10 protein-coding genes are annotated in these 14,688 nt (G+C 72.7%); 8 read left to right on the top strand and 2 right to left on the bottom strand.

The genetic code is table 11. From position 1 onward, the window contains the following. Window positions 1-223 precede the first annotated feature (223 nt). The gene (locus tag ACWD4A_RS17520; RefSeq protein WP_451194727.1) at window positions 224-1,966 is read left to right on the top strand and encodes a serine/threonine-protein kinase; all 1,743 of its coding nucleotides are present in this window, start codon (window positions 224-226) and stop codon (window positions 1,964-1,966) included. On the opposite strand, the gene ACWD4A_RS17515 is transcribed toward ACWD4A_RS17520, so the two are convergent. Further along, the gene (locus tag ACWD4A_RS17515) at window positions 1,955-2,761 is read right to left on the bottom strand and encodes an SGNH/GDSL hydrolase family protein (protein ID WP_451194726.1); all 807 of its coding nucleotides are present in this window, start codon (window positions 2,759-2,761) and stop codon (window positions 1,955-1,957) included. The two genes, ACWD4A_RS17520 and ACWD4A_RS17515, sit on opposite strands and share 12 nt — an antisense overlap. A 343-nt stretch (window positions 2,762-3,104) precedes the next feature. Here ACWD4A_RS17515 and ACWD4A_RS17510 point away from each other — a divergent pair, with 343 nt between their 5' ends. The 6 genes from ACWD4A_RS17510 to ACWD4A_RS17485 all read left to right on the top strand — a co-directional run bounded on the left by ACWD4A_RS17510 (window position 3,105) and on the right by ACWD4A_RS17485 (window position 11,977). Next, window positions 3,105-3,551, top strand: coding sequence for a hypothetical protein (locus ACWD4A_RS17510; RefSeq protein ID WP_451194724.1), 447 nt, complete (start codon window positions 3,105-3,107; stop codon window positions 3,549-3,551). A gap of 1 nt (window position 3,552) precedes the next feature. After that, complete coding sequence (locus ACWD4A_RS17505) at window positions 3,553-4,647, top strand: GNAT family N-acetyltransferase (RefSeq protein WP_451194722.1); 1,095 nt, start codon at window positions 3,553-3,555, stop codon at window positions 4,645-4,647. A 407-nt stretch (window positions 4,648-5,054) separates the two neighbouring features. After that, window positions 5,055-5,867: a glycosyltransferase family 2 protein gene (locus ACWD4A_RS17500; protein ID WP_451194720.1), complete on the top strand. Its 813-nt coding sequence runs from the start codon at window positions 5,055-5,057 to the stop codon at window positions 5,865-5,867. Next, entirely contained in the window at window positions 5,864-6,973 is a 1,110-nt protein-coding gene (locus tag ACWD4A_RS17495) for a glycosyltransferase family 2 protein (protein ID WP_451194718.1), read from the top strand. Before ACWD4A_RS17500 ends, ACWD4A_RS17495 begins: the two co-directional genes overlap by 4 nt. Before the next feature lie 29 nt (window positions 6,974-7,002). After that, window positions 7,003-7,776 (top strand): polysaccharide deacetylase family protein, encoded by a 774-nt coding sequence (locus tag ACWD4A_RS17490; RefSeq protein WP_451194775.1) that lies wholly within the window; start codon window positions 7,003-7,005, stop codon window positions 7,774-7,776. Then, on the top strand, window positions 7,769-11,977 hold the full coding sequence (locus ACWD4A_RS17485) for a lipopolysaccharide biosynthesis protein (RefSeq protein WP_451194717.1): 4,209 nt from the start codon (window positions 7,769-7,771) through the stop codon (window positions 11,975-11,977). The genes ACWD4A_RS17490 and ACWD4A_RS17485 overlap by 8 nt, the downstream gene beginning before the upstream one ends. 37 nt (window positions 11,978-12,014) lie before the next feature. On the opposite strand, the gene ACWD4A_RS17480 is transcribed toward ACWD4A_RS17485, so the two are convergent. Next, window positions 12,015-13,421, bottom strand: coding sequence for a xylan 1,4-beta-xylosidase (locus tag ACWD4A_RS17480; RefSeq protein ID WP_451194716.1), 1,407 nt, complete (start codon window positions 13,419-13,421; stop codon window positions 12,015-12,017). Window positions 13,422-13,535: 114 nt separating this feature from the next. On the opposite strand from ACWD4A_RS17480, the gene ACWD4A_RS17475 reads away from it, so the two are divergent. Further along, a complete protein-coding gene (locus ACWD4A_RS17475) occupies window positions 13,536-14,684 on the top strand; it encodes a DUF5925 domain-containing protein (protein WP_451194714.1) in 1,149 nt (382 codons plus the stop codon). Window positions 14,685-14,688: the final 4 nt, after the last annotated feature.

Below are 14,688 nucleotides of genomic sequence, written 5' to 3'. Positions count from 1 at the left end.
CGAGGCACCCGGCCCAGGCAGAGTAACCCTACCGCCCCTTTCCGTCACCCGCGCATCGGCAGGCCGTATTCACCACCGAGTCAAGGGCGTTGACGAACCTGGCGTGAACCTGCCGTCACCGGCTGCGAGTTGGCGGACGCCGAACAGGGCGGAACGGGGGGCAATCACGCTCCGTTGCGGTACATTCACCCCGAATTGCTCTCTTGCGGGAGGGGGCCCGTCGATGAGCGGGAATTCCGGGACCGGGCAGGACGGCCGGGGCGAGCGGGTGGTGGCGGGCCGGTACCGGCTGCTGGACCGGCTGGGCCAGGGCGGTATGGGCGTGGTGTGGCGGGCCAGGGACGAGGTGCTGGACCGCGAGGTGGCGGTGAAGGAGGTGCGGGCGCCCGCCGGGCTGCTCGACCACGAGGTGCGGCAGCTCTACGCCCGGCTGGAGCACGAGGGCCGGGCCGCGGCCCGCGTGTCGCACCCCAATGTCATCGGCGTCCACGACGTGGCCACGGAGGACGGCCACCCGTGGATCGTCATGGAGCTGATCCGGGGCCTCTCCTTCGCCGAAGTATTGGAAGCACAGGGCGCGGTCGCGCCCGCGCGCGCCGCACACATCGGCGCGGAGACGACCGCCGCACTCCGGGCCGCGCACCGGGTGGGGGTGCTGCACCGCGATGTCAAACCGGGCAACGTCCTGCTGGCCGATGACGGCCGGGTGGTGCTCACCGACTTCGGGATAGCCACGGTCGCGGGCAGTTCGGCGCTGACGCGGACCGGCGAGCTGGTGGGCTCGCCCGAATACCTGGCCCCGGAGCGGGCGGTCGGACGGCCGCCCGGACCCGAGTCGGACCTGTGGTCGCTCGGGGTCATGCTCTACGCGGCGGTGGAGGGCTTCTCCCCGTTCCGCCAGGACACCCCGCTCGGCACGATCCGGGCCGTGGTGGACCAGGAGCTCCCGCCGCCGCGCGCCGCGGGCGCGCTCGCCCCCGTACTGGAAGGACTGCTGCGGAAGGACCCGGCGCGGCGGCTCGGCGCGGCGGAGGCGGAGCGGATGCTGCGCGCGGTCGCGGCGGGCGGGACGCCGTCCGCCGACCGCGCGCCGACGGTTCCCGTGCACCCCGCCGCCGCGGACCCGCGGGCGGCGGCCGCCCCCGGCACGCCCCCGCCGGGCTTCGGCCCCGCGCCCGGCGGTCCCGGATCCGGCGGTCTCCCGCCCGGCGGCCCGGCACCCGGGCCGGAGCCCGGGCCCGGGGGGAACGGCCGGCGGACCGCCGTCGTGCTCGTGGCCGCTGTACTGGTCGCCGCGCTGCTGGTGGGCGGCCTGGTGTGGGCGCTCACCCGCGGTGGCGGGGACTCCGGCGGGACGGCGGCGGGCGGCGGCGCCTCCTCGCCGGGCGGCAAGGACGCCGGCGCGCCGCCGACCGCCGCCGCCGCCGGGAGCCCCGGCGCCTCGCCCGGCACCTCCGCCGACTACGGGATCCGGGTGGCGGTCGTCGCCCAGCGCGACCAGTACACCGGCACCTGCCCGCCCCCGGCGGCGGCCGCGCCGTCGTTCCGGGCGGCCGTCGCCGTGGGGCGCACCCCGGTGGACGTCGTCTACCGCTGGGTGACGGGCAGCGGCAAGGTCACGGACGGCGGCTGGCGGACCCTGCACTTCACCTCGGCGCGGACGCAGACGGTCGGTCATGTGGAGTCGGACCGCGCCCCGTCCGACGCGGGCGACGACTGGATCGCGGTCGAGGTGAAGAGCCCGCAGCGGCTGACCTCCTCCCATGTCTCGTTCACGGTGCGCTGTGGCGGGTACCCGACGGGCGGCACGTCCTCGCCGCCCGCCTCCTCGGGCCCGTCGGCGACGCCGGGCCGGTCGCCCTCGGAGGGAGCGACCCACGGCGGCGGCACCTACGGTGGCGCGTACGGCGGTGCGTACGGCCGAGGACCAGGTGGATCAAGTGGATCCGGTGGATCAGGTGGCTGACGAGAAGACCGGCAGATAGCCGCCGGACTGGCCCGCGGCGGTCGGGTGGTACGACTCGTCGACGGGGAAGGTGACGCTGTGCAGCCACGGGTCGCCGGAGCAGATCTCGTGGCCGCCGAAGGTGGTGTTGACGTCGGCGTAGGCGAAGCCGTGGTCGGCGGCGCGCTTGGCGATGACCGAGTCGATGTCGTCGGCCGCGTCGTTGATGGCGGATCTCTTGGTCTCGCTGAGCCCGGTGATACAGCTGCCGCCGAGTTGGTAGAAGCGTGGGTAGCCGAGCACGACGACCCGCGCGGCGGGGGCCTTGGCGCTGATCGCCGAGTAGACCTGGTCCAGTTGGCCGGGCAGCGTGTCGTGGATGTAGGAGCGGGCCTGGGCGATCCGGTCCAGGCAGCCGCTGTCGTCGCTGAAGACGCAGGTGCTCATGGTGTCCGAGAACCCGGCGTCGTTGCCGCCGATGGTGATGCTCACGAGCCCGGTGGCGGAGTTCAGCGGCGCGAGCTGGCTGCTGAGGACATCACCCGTACGAGCGCCCGAGCAGGCGGTGAAGGCGAAGCTCCCGGGGGTGTGCGCGGCGGCCCACAGGGCGGGATACGCCCTGGTGCTGCGCTTGCAGTCGCCGCTGCCGGAGTCGTAGCTCCCCGCCCCGACTCCCGCCGAATAGGAGTCGCCGAGGGCCACATAGCCGGTCGGCGCGGTCTTCCCGGCGGCCTGGGCGGGGCCGGCGCCGAGCAGCGCGAGCGTGGCGGTGAGCACCGCCGCGGAAACGGAACCCACCACTCTGGAAAGCTTCATGGACCCTCCTTTACCAGGGGCGCTTCTACCTCGTGGTAGCAGTCACCCGTGCGTGTTGGAAGTGTCCATGCCAAAAACAGTGGATGGGTGAACGTTTGACGAGTGCTCGGTGGAGATCTTCTGACGGATCGACAGATTCCGTTGAGATGCCGCCTGACGGAAAGGCTCCGGTTCGCTCCCCTATGGCGTAACCGGAGTCTGTTTGCACGGCCTTCACATCTTGACGTGCCTCCGCCGATTGCGCGACATTGAAACTTGGCATCCGGCGCTTCGGGGGGCTAAGTCGCCAATGCAGAGCTTCACTGATCCCACCGGTCTCACTGATCCAACTGGTCCAACGGGCGTGAGCGAGCTGACCGATCTGTCTGAGCTTTCCGAACCTCCTGAGCCCGCCGGGCCCGCCCGGCAGGCCGATCCCTCCGGGGCGGCCGGGGACTCCCTCCCCATGATCGCGGGGGCCGCCACGGCCATCGCGGGGGTGGGCGCCGCGCTCGCGCTCGCCGACATCGGCTCGCCGCTGCGCGCGCCCTTCACGCTGTTCTTCCTGATAGTCGCGCCCGCATGTGCCGTCGGGGCCGCGCTGCGCGACCTCGACCCGCTCAGCCGGTCCGTGGTGGCGGCGGGCGGTGCCGTCGCGATCGACCTGCTGGTCGCGCAGACCATGCTCGCGCTGCACACCTGGACAGTGCGGGGTGGCGTCGCCGCCGTCGCGGCCGTCAGCCTCCTCCTGTTCCTGCTGGCACACGCGCGGCGCCGCCGGGGCCGCGCGGCGAAAAGTCGGGCTTCCTGACGTGGACATCAGCGTGTACCGGCCCGGCGAGCTCACCGCAGCCGACCGGGCGGCCTGGTCCGCCCTCCAGGTGCGGGCCTTCGAGGACGGCTCGCCGCAGCTCGCGAATCCGTTCCTCTCACCGGAGTTCGCCCTCGCCGTCGGCCGCTGCCGGCACGGGGTCCGGATCGCGGTGATCCGGGAGGAGGGCGAGCCCGTGGCCTTCTTCCCGTACCAGCGGTCGCCGCTGGGGGTGGGCCGGGCCATCGGCCTCGGCGTCTCGGACGCCCAGGGGCTGATCCACCGGCCCGGATTCCAGTGGGACGCACGGGAGTTGCTGCTCGCCTGCGGGCTCTCGGTGTGGGAGTTCGACCACCTGGTGGAGGGTCAGAAACCCTTCGAGGTGGGCGCCTCCGGCTCGTACGGCTCGCCCGTGGTCGACGTGGAGCAGGGCTTCGACTCCTATCTGGCGGCACTGCGCAAGCAGTCGCCGAAGTTCACCCGCACCACCCTCGCCAAGGAACGCCGCCTGGGCAGGGACGTCGGCGAGGTGCGCTACGTGCACGACGAGCGCGATCCGGCCGTGCTGCGCACGCTGGTCTCCTGGAAGTCCGCGCAGTACCGAAGAACGGGGCGCAGCGACCGCTTCGCGCGGCCCTGGATCGCCCATCTCGTGGACCAGCTCTTCCACACCCGCGGCGAGTCCTTCGCCGGGCTGCTTTCGGTGCTCTACGCCGGCGGCCGCCCGCTCGCGGCGCACTTCGGACTGTGCTCCGGACCGGTGCTCTCGTGCTGGTTCCCGGCGTACGACCCGGCGTTCGCGAAGTACTCGCCGGGCCTGGTGCTGCATCTGCGGATGGCGGAGGGGGCGGCCGCCGCGGGCATGGCCTATCTGGATCTGGGGCGCGGTGACAAGGCGTACAAGAACTCCCTGAAGACGCGCGAACTCGGCGTCTCCGAAGGGTGGGTGACGCGTCATCACCCCGTGGCTCTGGGCCACCGGGCGCGGCGGGCGCCGGTACGGGCGCTGCGCAAGACGGTGCTGGCCCGGCCGGAGCTCTTCGAGCGTGCGGACCGACTGCTCAAGCGGATGGGGCGGTTTCGGGCGGGCGGCTGATCCGGGTACGCGCCCACGAGTGCGCCGTCGACGGCGCACAGCGTCAACCGGACGTGTGAACCGGGCGCAAAAAACACCCAAAGGAGGAGTCACCGCCCCAGCTCTTGCCATACAGTCTCAAGCATCAATACCGTCGTACATCCACCCGCATCGGCCCATCGGTTACAGCGGTTCAAGGGGAGGGCTCAAGCGCCGCGGTGGTTCCGTGCGGGGCGCGGTGGGGGGTGCCGCGTTTCGGCAGTCACGGTCGGTCGGCCACGGGCCGCGCGACCGGTATTCATTGTCAACTCACCTTTCCCGTAAGGCATTTGACGTCGCATCGGGCGGGGCGAGTACCCCCTTTTCGCACCGGACAAGTCAGCGGGCCGCCGGGGGGCGGCCCACCGGACGAGAGGGAAATCCGACTGATGAGTTCTTTCCTTCGCCCTGCGACAGATCAGGAACCGGCGCCGGCGAGTCATTACCGCCCGGTCACCTCGCACTTCGCCATAGCTCCGCCGGTGAGCGTCGTCATCCCGGCCATGAACGAGGCGGAGAACCTTCCGTACGTGTTCAAGACGCTGCCGGAGTGGATCCATGAAGTCGTCCTCGTGGACGGCAATTCGACCGACGACACGATCGGGGTCGCCCGGACGCTGTGGCCCGACGTCAAGGTCGTCGAACAGCGCGGCAAGGGCAAGGGCGACGCGCTGATCACGGGGTTCGCCGCCTGCACGGGCGAGATCATCGTGATGGTCGACGCGGACGGCTCCGCGGACGGCAACGAGATCGTCAGCTATGTGTCCGCGCTCGTCGGCGGCGCGGACTTCGCCAAGGGTTCCCGGTTCGCCAACGGCGGCGGCACGGACGACATGACGCCGATCCGCAAGCTGGGCAACCGGGTCCTGTGCTCGCTCGTCAACCACAAGTTCGGCGCCCGCTACACCGATCTGTGCTACGGCTACAACGCCTTCTGGAAGCACTGCCTGGACGAAATCGCCCTGGACTGCGCCGGGTTCGAGGTCGAGACCCTGATGAACATCAGAGTCGTCAAGGCCGGGCTGCGGGTCCAGGAGATCCCCAGCCATGAGTTCGTGCGGATCCACGGCACCAGCAATCTGCGGGCCGTGCGGGACGGGCTGCGGGTCCTGAAGGTCATCCTCCGGGAGCGCGGCGCCCGCCGCCGTCGCCCGCACCGCCTCGCCATCGCCCCGGCCGCCAACCGCAAGGAAGTCTCTTGAGCACTTCGCCCTCCACCGCCCCGGGCCCGGTGCCCGGGGTCTCGGTGGTCATCTGCGTCTACACCGAGGAGCGCTGGGACGACATCCTCGCCGCGGTGGCCTCGGTGTGCGACCAGTCGTGGCCCGCCCTGGAGACCCTGGTCGTGGTGGACCACAATCCCGTGCTGCTGCGCCGTCTCGCCAAGCGGTACGGCGACGACGGCGCGGGCGCGTCGGCCGGGGTGCGGGTGCTGCCCAACGCGGGCCCCCGCGGCCTGTCGGCGGGCCGCAACACCGGCATCGCCGCCTCCTCCGGCGAGGTGATCGCGTTCCTGGACGACGACGCGGTCGCCGAGCGGGAGTGGCTGCGCCACTTCGCCCTGGCCTACACGGATCCCCGGGTGATGGCGGTCGGCGGCCGTACGCAGCCCGTGTGGGCGTCCCGGCGCAGGCCCGCGTGGTTCCCCGAGGAGTTCGACTGGGTCGTCGGCTGTACGTACCGGGGGCTGCCGCCCGGCCGGGTCCGGGTCCGCAACATCCTCGGGGGCAACGCCTCCTTCCGCCGGTCGGCGTTCGCGCTGGCCGGCGGTTTCGCCAGCGGCATCGGGCGGGACGGCAACCGGCTGCCGCTGGGCGGCGAGGAGACGGAGCTGTGCATCCGGCTGACCCGGGCGATGCCGGAGGCGGTACTGCTGATCGACGACCGGTCGGTGATCCACCACCGGGTGCCCGCCGCCCGCGAGCGGTTCCGCTACTTCCGCACGCGGGCGTATGCCGAGGGGCTGTCCAAGGCCCTGGTGACGCGGAGCGTGGGGGCGCGGTCGGGGCTGGCCTCGGAGCGCCGCTACACGACGCGCGTGCTGCCCGCGGGGGTCGCGCGCGGTCTGCGGGACGCCCTGCTGGGCAGGCCGGGCGGCGCGGGGCGGGCCGGGGCGATCGTGGCGGGGCTCGCGGCGACGGTGGGGGGCTACGCCCTCGGCAGCGTCCGGGCGCGGCGCGGCGGGGTCCGGTTCGCGGTGGCGGAGGTGCCGGTCTCCCCCGGCGGCCGGGGGCCGGGCGAACCGCCCGGTGGTCACGGTCCGAACGGCCCGGCGGCGGGCCCTCCCGCCGAGGAGGCGAGGTCGTGAACACGGACCGGGACCGGGTGCCCATACTGATGTACCACGCCGTCGCCGAGTCACCCGCGCGCGCGACGTACGGGCTGTCCGTCTCCCCCGCCTCCTTCGCGGGACAGATGCGGCTGCTGGCCGAGCGCGGGTTCACGCCGATGACCGCCGAGCGGCTCGCGGCGGCGTGGCGCACGAGCTCCGCGCTGCCGCCGAAGCCGGTGCTGATCACGTTCGACGACGGCTACGAGGGCGTGCACCGGCATGCCCTTCCGACGCTCGCCGAACACGGCTTCCCCGCAACGCTGTTCGTGTCCACCGGGTGGCTGCGCGGGCGGCACGAGACGGGCGGCGCGCTGGACCTGATGCTGGACTGGGGACAGGTGCGGGAGCTGGCCGGGGCGGGCGTGGAGATCGGCGGGCACAGTCACACCCATCCGCAGCTCGATCAACTCACCGACAGGCAGCTGTGGTTCGAGGTTCAGCGGTGCCGGGAGATCCTTGCGGGTGAGTTGGGGAGCGCGCCGGTGTCCTTCGCCTATCCCTACGGTTATTCCGACCGCCGGGTGCGGCGTACGGTCCGGGCGGCCGGCTTCAGCGTGTCGCTGGCCGTGGGGAACGACTTCGCCGCGCGGCCGCAGGGTCCGTACGCCCTGGAGCGGGTGACGGTGCGCCGGTCGACCGGGCTCGGCGAGTTCGAGCGGCTGGTGGAGGGCCGGGGACTCGGTCGACTGTTCGTCAGGGATCGCACCCTGACCAAGGGGTATGCCTTATACCGCAGAACCCGACAAGTGATCAGGAAGGCAAGCGAAGCCCGTGTCTGACACGTCCACCCGCGCCGAGGAACGGGAGACGGAGGCGCCGGCCGGCCGCAGGTTGCGGCTTCCGGGGAGGGGCGGCGGCAGCCCGCTGTTCCGCAACGCCTTCGCGCTGATGCTCAACACGGGTATCAGCGCCGTCCTCGGGGTGGGGTACTGGCTGATCGCCGCCCGGTACTACTCCGATGAAGCGGTCGGCCAGGGCTCGGCGGCCATCGCCTCCATGAAGCTCCTCGCGGGTCTCACCGCGGTGACGCTGACGGGGGCACTGGCCCGTTTCATCCCCATCGCGGGGCGGCGGACGGGACGGTTCGTCTTCCGCACGTACGCGGGGAGTTCGCTGATCGTCGCGCTGGCGGCGCTGGTCTTCCTGGCCACGCTCGACCTGTGGGGCCCGTCGTACCGCTTCCTGCGCGGGCCCCTGCACGGCTTCGGCTTCGTCGTCGCCGTGATGGCCTGGTCGGTGCTCACCCTGCAGGACGGGGTGCTGACCGGGCTGCGGAGCGCGCTCTGGGTGCCGGTGGGCAACACGGTCTTCTCGGCGGTCAAGCTGACGCTGCTGGTGGCGGTCGCGGCGGCGCTGCCGACGTCCGGGGTGTTCGTGTCCTGGGTGGTGTCGATCGCCGTCTCGGTGCTGCCGCTGGGCTGGCTGGTCTTCCGGCGGCTGGTGCCCCGCCATGTGACGGCGACGGAGACGACGGCGCGGCCGGTGTCGTACCGCGAGATAGGGCGCTTCCTCGCCGGTGACTACACCGGGTCGCTGTTCTCGCTGGCCGTGGTCTATCTGGTGCCGGTGATCATCGCCTCGCAGGTCAGCTCCTCCGACTACGCGTACTTCTACATCACCACCACGATCGGCGGCACCACCAACCTGCTCGCCATCAACATGGGCGCGTCCCTGACGGTCGAGGGCTCGCACGACCCCGCGCGGCTCGCGGAGAACTGCCGGGCGGCGTTGCGCCGGATGGCGAAGATCATGGTGCCGGTCTGTGTGCTGCTCTTCGCCCTTGCCCCGTACATCCTGCGGGTCTTCGGACCGGGGTACGCGGAGGCGGCGACGCCGCTGCTGCGGTGGTTCGCGGTGGGGGCGGCGCTGCGGGTGGTGATGGAGACCTACTTCGCGGTGCTGCGGGCACAGAGCCGCACGGCCGGACTCGCCTATCTCCAGGGCCTGTTGTGCGTGCTCGTGCTGGGGCTGACGCTGCTGCTCCTGCCCCGGATGGGGCTCACGGGCGCGGGGGTCGCGGAGATCTCCAGCCTCGCGGTCATCGTGTCCGTCTCGGCGGTGCGGCTGCGCAGGATCCTCAAGGCCGACCCCGCGCCGTCCCGCGGGGCCCCGGTGGCCTACGCGCCGGAGGTGGCGCCCGACGGCGACCTCGCGGACCTCGCGGTGCGCGGTGACCGGCGGGACGCCCAGGGGGACGGGCGGCGCCCGGTCCGGCGGGGCTTCGGGCGTGCGTTAGGGCAGCGGACGGCCGCGGAGGGCGGGCAGTACGGCACCCGCTGGGCGCTGCGGGCAGCCCTGGACGCGGACACCATGCCGCTGGGCGTCCGGCTGGACTTCGACCATCTGGAGCGGCGTCCCGACCTCCGGCACACGCCGGAGGCGATCGCGATGTCCTCCGCGTCCTCCGCACCGAGGCGGCCCGCGCCGCAGCCGGATCCGGGACGGACACCCCCGTCACAGCTGCCTTCGTCGCAACTGCCTTCGCCGCAGACGCCCGCGTCGCCGTCGTCCGCGCCGCAGACGTCCTTGCCGCAGACGTCCCCGTCGCAGACGTCCTTGGCGCGGCTGCCTTCGTCACAGACGCCTTCCTCGCCGTCGTCCTCGTCGCCGTCGTCCTCGTCGCAAACACCGCCATCGCAGACGCCGCCGTGGCAGGCACCCTCGCCGCAGACGCCGCCGTCGCAGGCGTCCTCGCCACAGACCCCACCGGCACAGGCACCGCCGTGGCAGCCGCCCTCCTCGCAGCCGCCTTCCTCCCAGACGTCCTCGGCACAGACGCCCCCGCCGGTGGACGCGCCCCCGGCGAAGACCTCGCTGGTGAAGCCGACGGCGAAGCTGTCCGCGGCGAGCCCGCCCGGGGCGGGGGTGGCGACAGGGGCGCACCCGTCGGCGCCGTCCGCGGCGGAGCCCGCGACCACCGCGTCCGTGCCGGCGCGACCCGCCGCGGTGCCCTCATCGACGCCGCCCGCCGCGAAGGCGTCCCGGTGGCGGCCGGAGGCGGGGGTCTGGCTGCTGCTCCTCGGCGGGCTCGCGCTGTACTGGGCGCCGTTGGCCTCCCTCGGCGAGGCCGATCTGGACAGGATGGGCGGGCTCGGGCTGGTGTCCGTGCTGCCGGTGGCGACCCTGCTCGGGGCCGCCCTGCTGGTGGTGGCGTTCGCGGGCGCGCTGTGGCTGGACCGGCAGCGCCGGTGGCTGCTGGCGGCGGTGCTGCTGCTGACCGTCGTCTCCCTGCACGCCGCGCCCGCCGTACTGGAGGCGCAGCCGCGCTTCGCGACGGCGTGGCAGCACCTGGGCTTCCTGGACCTCATCGACCGGACGGGGGTGGCGGCCCCGGACCTCGACGCCCGCTGGAGCTGGCCGGGCTTCTTCGCCCTGGCCGCCTTCTTCGCCCGCGCCTGCGGGGCGGGCGACCTCACCGAGGTGCTGCGCTGGTGGCCGCTGGCCGTGCAGTTGCTGAGCCTCGCGCCGCTGGCGCTGCTGCTGCGGGCGGTACGGGCGGGCTGGCGGGCCAAGTGGACGGCGGCCTGGCTGTTCGTCCTGTGCGGCTGGGTGGGGCAGGACTACTTCTCTCCGCAGGCGCTCAACTACCTTTTCTACCTGCTGTTCGTGGCCGTGCTGCTGGTGTGGTTCCGCTGGCCGCGGCAGTTGCGCGGGCGGCTGCTGCCGGGCGAGGCGGAGGTCGCCCCGGCCGGCCGCGGTGCGCAGGGCGTCCTGCTCCTGGTGGTGACGGCCCTGTTCGCGGCCTCGGTCGCGAGCCATCAGCTCACCCCGTTCGTGATGCTGGGGGTACTGACCGCGCTGGTCCTCACCCGGCGCTGCACCCTGCGCGGGCTGCCGCTGCTGTGCGGGGTGATGCTGGCGGTGTGGGTGGGGTTCCTCGCGGAGCCCTACTGGTCGGGGCACTTCAACGAGCTCTTCGGCGGGCTGGGGTCGCTGGGCGGCAATGTGTCCTCGTCGGTCTCGGGCCGCATCGAGGGCGGCAGTGCCACGCACAAGCTGGTGCTGTACGTCCGGGTGGCGCTGGCGGGCGGGGTACTGGCGTTCGCGGCGCTGGGCTGGTGGCGGCGGCGCCGGGCGGGGATCGGCGATGTGGCGCTGCTGCTGCTCACCGCGGTGCCGTTCCTCGCCTTCGGCATGCAGTCGTACGGCGGTGAAGTGGCCCTGCGCGTCTTCCTGTTCGCGCTGCCGGGGGCCTGTGTGCTGGCCGCGCTCGCGCTGTTCCCGCGGCCGCGCGCGGCGGCGCGGCGTGCGGTGCTCGGGCCGGCCGTCGCGCTGCTGGCCGGGCTGGTCCTCGTCTTCGGCTTCCTGGTGGCCCGCTGGGGCAACGAGTCCTTCGAGCGGGTGCGCCCCGGCGAGGTCACCGCCATGGACTTCGTGTACGCGCACGACAAGCCGACCGTGCAGTTGCTGTGGATGAGCGGTGACACCGTCAAGAACGTCACCCCCGCGATGCCCTGGGGCGGCCGCGACATGGAACGGGTGCTGTACGAGCCGACGCTCGCGCCCCGCGACCCGGCCCGGGTGGGCGACCTGGTGGCCGCGCTCCACAAGGCCGGGCCCCGGGCGTACCTCATGGTCAACCGTGGCCAGTCGGTCTATCTCCAGCTCGACTCGGGCTACGCCCCCGACTGGGACGACCGGGTGCGGCGCGCCCTGGACGGCAGGCCGGAGCTACGGCGGGTGCTGTCCAACGAGGACGCGGTGCTGTACGAGCTGAAGGACCCGCCGTCGGGCACGGCTCCCGAGCCGCGGCCGGGCCCGGCGGGGCCGCGGGTGACGTGGACGCCGGTGTCGGTGATCGGGGCGCTGGCGGCCGTGGCGCTGTTGCTGCTGCTGGCCGGTCGCGAGGTGCTGCGGGTGGTGGCCCGGCCCGGTGTCCGTCAACTCCGCTGGCTCCAGAGCTCCTACTGGTTCGCGCTGCCGTTGCTGCTCGTCCTGCTGGCGTCCTTGGTGGACCGTCTGGCGACGATCTCGACGTAGCCGTGGTCCCCCGGCCGGGGGTGCGGCCGGGGTGCGCTCACCCCAGCCACTGGACGTCGTACGGCCCGAGGTTCAGGGTGTGGCCGTCGACCGTGGCGGTGAGCGGCCGGTTCTGGGTGTTGACGACCAGGACGGCCGGGCCCGAGGCGAGGACGCGCAGCGTCCCCGGGTCGACGCCCGTCACGTCCGCGGTGCGGAACCGCGCGCCCGGCGGGAACGCCTTCCGGAACCGTGACAGGAGGTCGAGCATCGGCAGCGGTGCCCCGCCGTCCGTCAACTCGGTGCTGCGCCACAGGCATCCGGGGCAGTCGGCGCTCGTCCCCTCCGGGTTCCAGTAAAGGGCCGTCGCCGCGCCGGAGGTGGCGAGCTGCTGCATGGCCGTCGCCTGGACGGCCGTGCGGTGCTCCTCGGTCCAGCCCCGGCGGTTGTCGTTGGCGTCGGGCGGTTCGACGTACCACTCGGACCACCACACCGGGAGCCCGACGGACGTGCGCAGCCAGGCGGTGACGTCGGCGAACTTCTGGGTGGCGCCGAACTCGTCGGGCAGCAGGCGGTCGTTCTCGCGGGTGTAGGTGGTGCCGTCGACGGCGACGAAGTCGGCGCCCTTCTTGTGCGTATTCCAGTAGGAGATGGCGTCCAGGGTCCGCTGGTCGATCGACCCCCAGGGGCCGCGCAGGGAGGACGCGTTGGTGGCGTTGTCGGGCGGATGGCTGTCCATGCTGATGTAGGGGCCGCCGACGAGGTTGCCGGGGTTCTGTTTCTTCAGTTCCGCGTAGACGAGGTTGTAGAGCTGGGTGTAGCCCTCGTAGTCCCAGCGGTTCCTGGACTCGTCGAAGAAGCCCTTGAACTCGTTCCAGACGATGAAGTGGCGGACGTCGGGATAGCGCTTGGCGACCACCCCGGCGAGCTGGGCGAAGTCCTTGTAGTGCGCGGGCAGGGGCGCTTTCTCCAGGGACTTCTGGGACCAGTCGGTGCGGTTGCCGCCGCCCTTCATCCAGTCGGGGGCGCAGCAGAGGGTGAGCACGGGCGTGGCGCCGGTCCTGCGCATCAGGGCGACGCGCCGGTCGAGGTCCCCGAAGTTGTAGGTGCCGGGTTTCGGCTCGGGGTTGTCGACGCCCCAGCCCATGATGTGCTGGTTCTGCGGCATGGCGGCGCCGGAGAGGAGCTTGGCGGCGGCCGCGCGGGCCCCGTCGTCGCCGTGGTCGGCGCTGTACTGGGTGTGGGTGAAACCGAAGCCGAGCGCGGTGACACGGCCGGCGCCGCGGTCGCCGTCCGAGCCGCCCGGCCCGCCGGAGCCGCCCGGCAGTCCGGGTCCGCCCTGCCCGCCGCTGCTGAAGAGGGCCACCAGCAGCCCGAGTGCGGCCGCGCCGACCACGAACAGCGCGACGACCCGCCACCGCCCTGTCCGAGAAAAAAACGCCCGACGTACCCCATGACGTGCCATCACGGGCCAGAGTATCCACGGGGGAAACGATGTGTGTCGGCTTCGGCACGAACGTTCGCGGAACCGGCGAAAACCTGTGTGCGCAAGAGGGGCCGGTGCCGGATCATGGGCGGCATGTGTGCCGACCCCCGATCCGAAGCCAGGAGGCAGACCCTGCCCACCGACCCGGTCCCCACGCCCGCGGAGCAGTCCTTGCCGCTCCGGTTGACGGTGGACGACAGCGACTCGCCGTCCGACGTCATCGACGCGCTGTTCCTCGGGCGGTTCGCCACCGGCGAGCAGCCGTACGCGCACAGCCATTCCGTGGACCGTGTGAAGTCCGGTGCGTCGCTGCTGCCGCCCGCCGCGAAGGTGGTGCGCTCCGCGCGGGACGACGACCGCAGCGCGACCCTCGCCGAGGGCGACGGCTGGACGCTGTTGATCTCCCGCTGGAACCGGGGGGCGGACGTGTCCGTGACCGCGACCAGCGACGAGTTGGCCAAGCGGGTGCTGGGCCAGGCCGTGGACGACGCGGAGGACGAGCCCGAACCGCAGCCCGAGCATGTGACGATGGGGTTCTGGTACGTGTCGCCGCGGCGGGGTCCGCACCGTACGACGCGGCAGATCTCGGCGGGCACCTGGCAGGAGGTGCGGCCCAACTACACGGCGCCGGTCGCCGATGCGATGGACCGGCTGATGAAGGTGACGCCGGACGACATCGCGGGCCGGCTGCTGCTCCTGCACGGCCCGCCGGGCACCGGCAAGACGTCGGCGCTGCGGACGCTGGCGCGGGCCTGGCGGGACTGGTGCCAGGTGGACTGCGTGCTCGATCCGGAGCGGCTGTTCAACGACGTCGGCTATCTGATGGACATCGCGATCGGCGAGGACGAGGGCACGGCGAAGGGCCGCTGGCGGCTGCTGTTGCTGGAGGACTGCGACGAGTTGATCCGCGGCGAGGCCAAGCACACGGCGGGGCAGGCGCTGTCCCGGCTGCTGAACCTGACGGACGGCCTGCTCGGGCAGGGCCGCAATGTGCTGGTCGGGGTGACCACCAACGAGGACCTGGAGCGCCTGCATCCCGCCGTGGTCCGGCCGGGCCGCTGTCTGGCCCGTATCGAGGTCGGCCCCCTGACCCGGCCGGAGGCGGTGACCTGGCTGGGCACCGACAAGGGCGTGGGCCGGGAGGGCGCGACCCTGGCGGAGCTGTTCGCCCTGCGGCGCGGCACGGTGCCGGCGTCGGTGCCGCCGCAACAGGGCGGGGTGGACGCGGGCTTGTATCTGTAGCCCT

This window comes from Streptomyces sp. NPDC002537 (genome assembly GCF_053594975.1).
This window is presented reverse-complemented; position numbering and strand designations above follow the sequence as displayed.

What these genes read in the sequence shown, in the direction of transcription:
- ACWD4A_RS17520 (WP_451194727.1), top strand. Translation starts at nt 224, where the DNA reads ATGAGCGGGAATTCCGGGACCGGGCAGGACGGCCGGGGCGAGCGGGTG.
- ACWD4A_RS17500 (WP_451194720.1), top strand. Translation starts at nt 5,055, where the DNA reads ATGAGTTCTTTCCTTCGCCCTGCGACAGATCAGGAACCGGCGCCGGCG.
- ACWD4A_RS17475 (WP_451194714.1), top strand. Translation starts at nt 13,536, where the DNA reads ATGTGTGCCGACCCCCGATCCGAAGCCAGGAGGCAGACCCTGCCCACC.
- ACWD4A_RS17515 (WP_451194726.1), bottom strand. Translation starts at nt 2,761, where the DNA reads ATGAAGCTTTCCAGAGTGGTGGGTTCCGTTTCCGCGGCGGTGCTCACC.
- ACWD4A_RS17480 (WP_451194716.1), bottom strand. Translation starts at nt 13,421, where the DNA reads ATGGCACGTCATGGGGTACGTCGGGCGTTTTTTTCTCGGACAGGGCGG.
- ACWD4A_RS17490 (WP_451194775.1), top strand. Translation starts at nt 7,003, where the DNA reads ATGTACCACGCCGTCGCCGAGTCACCCGCGCGCGCGACGTACGGGCTG.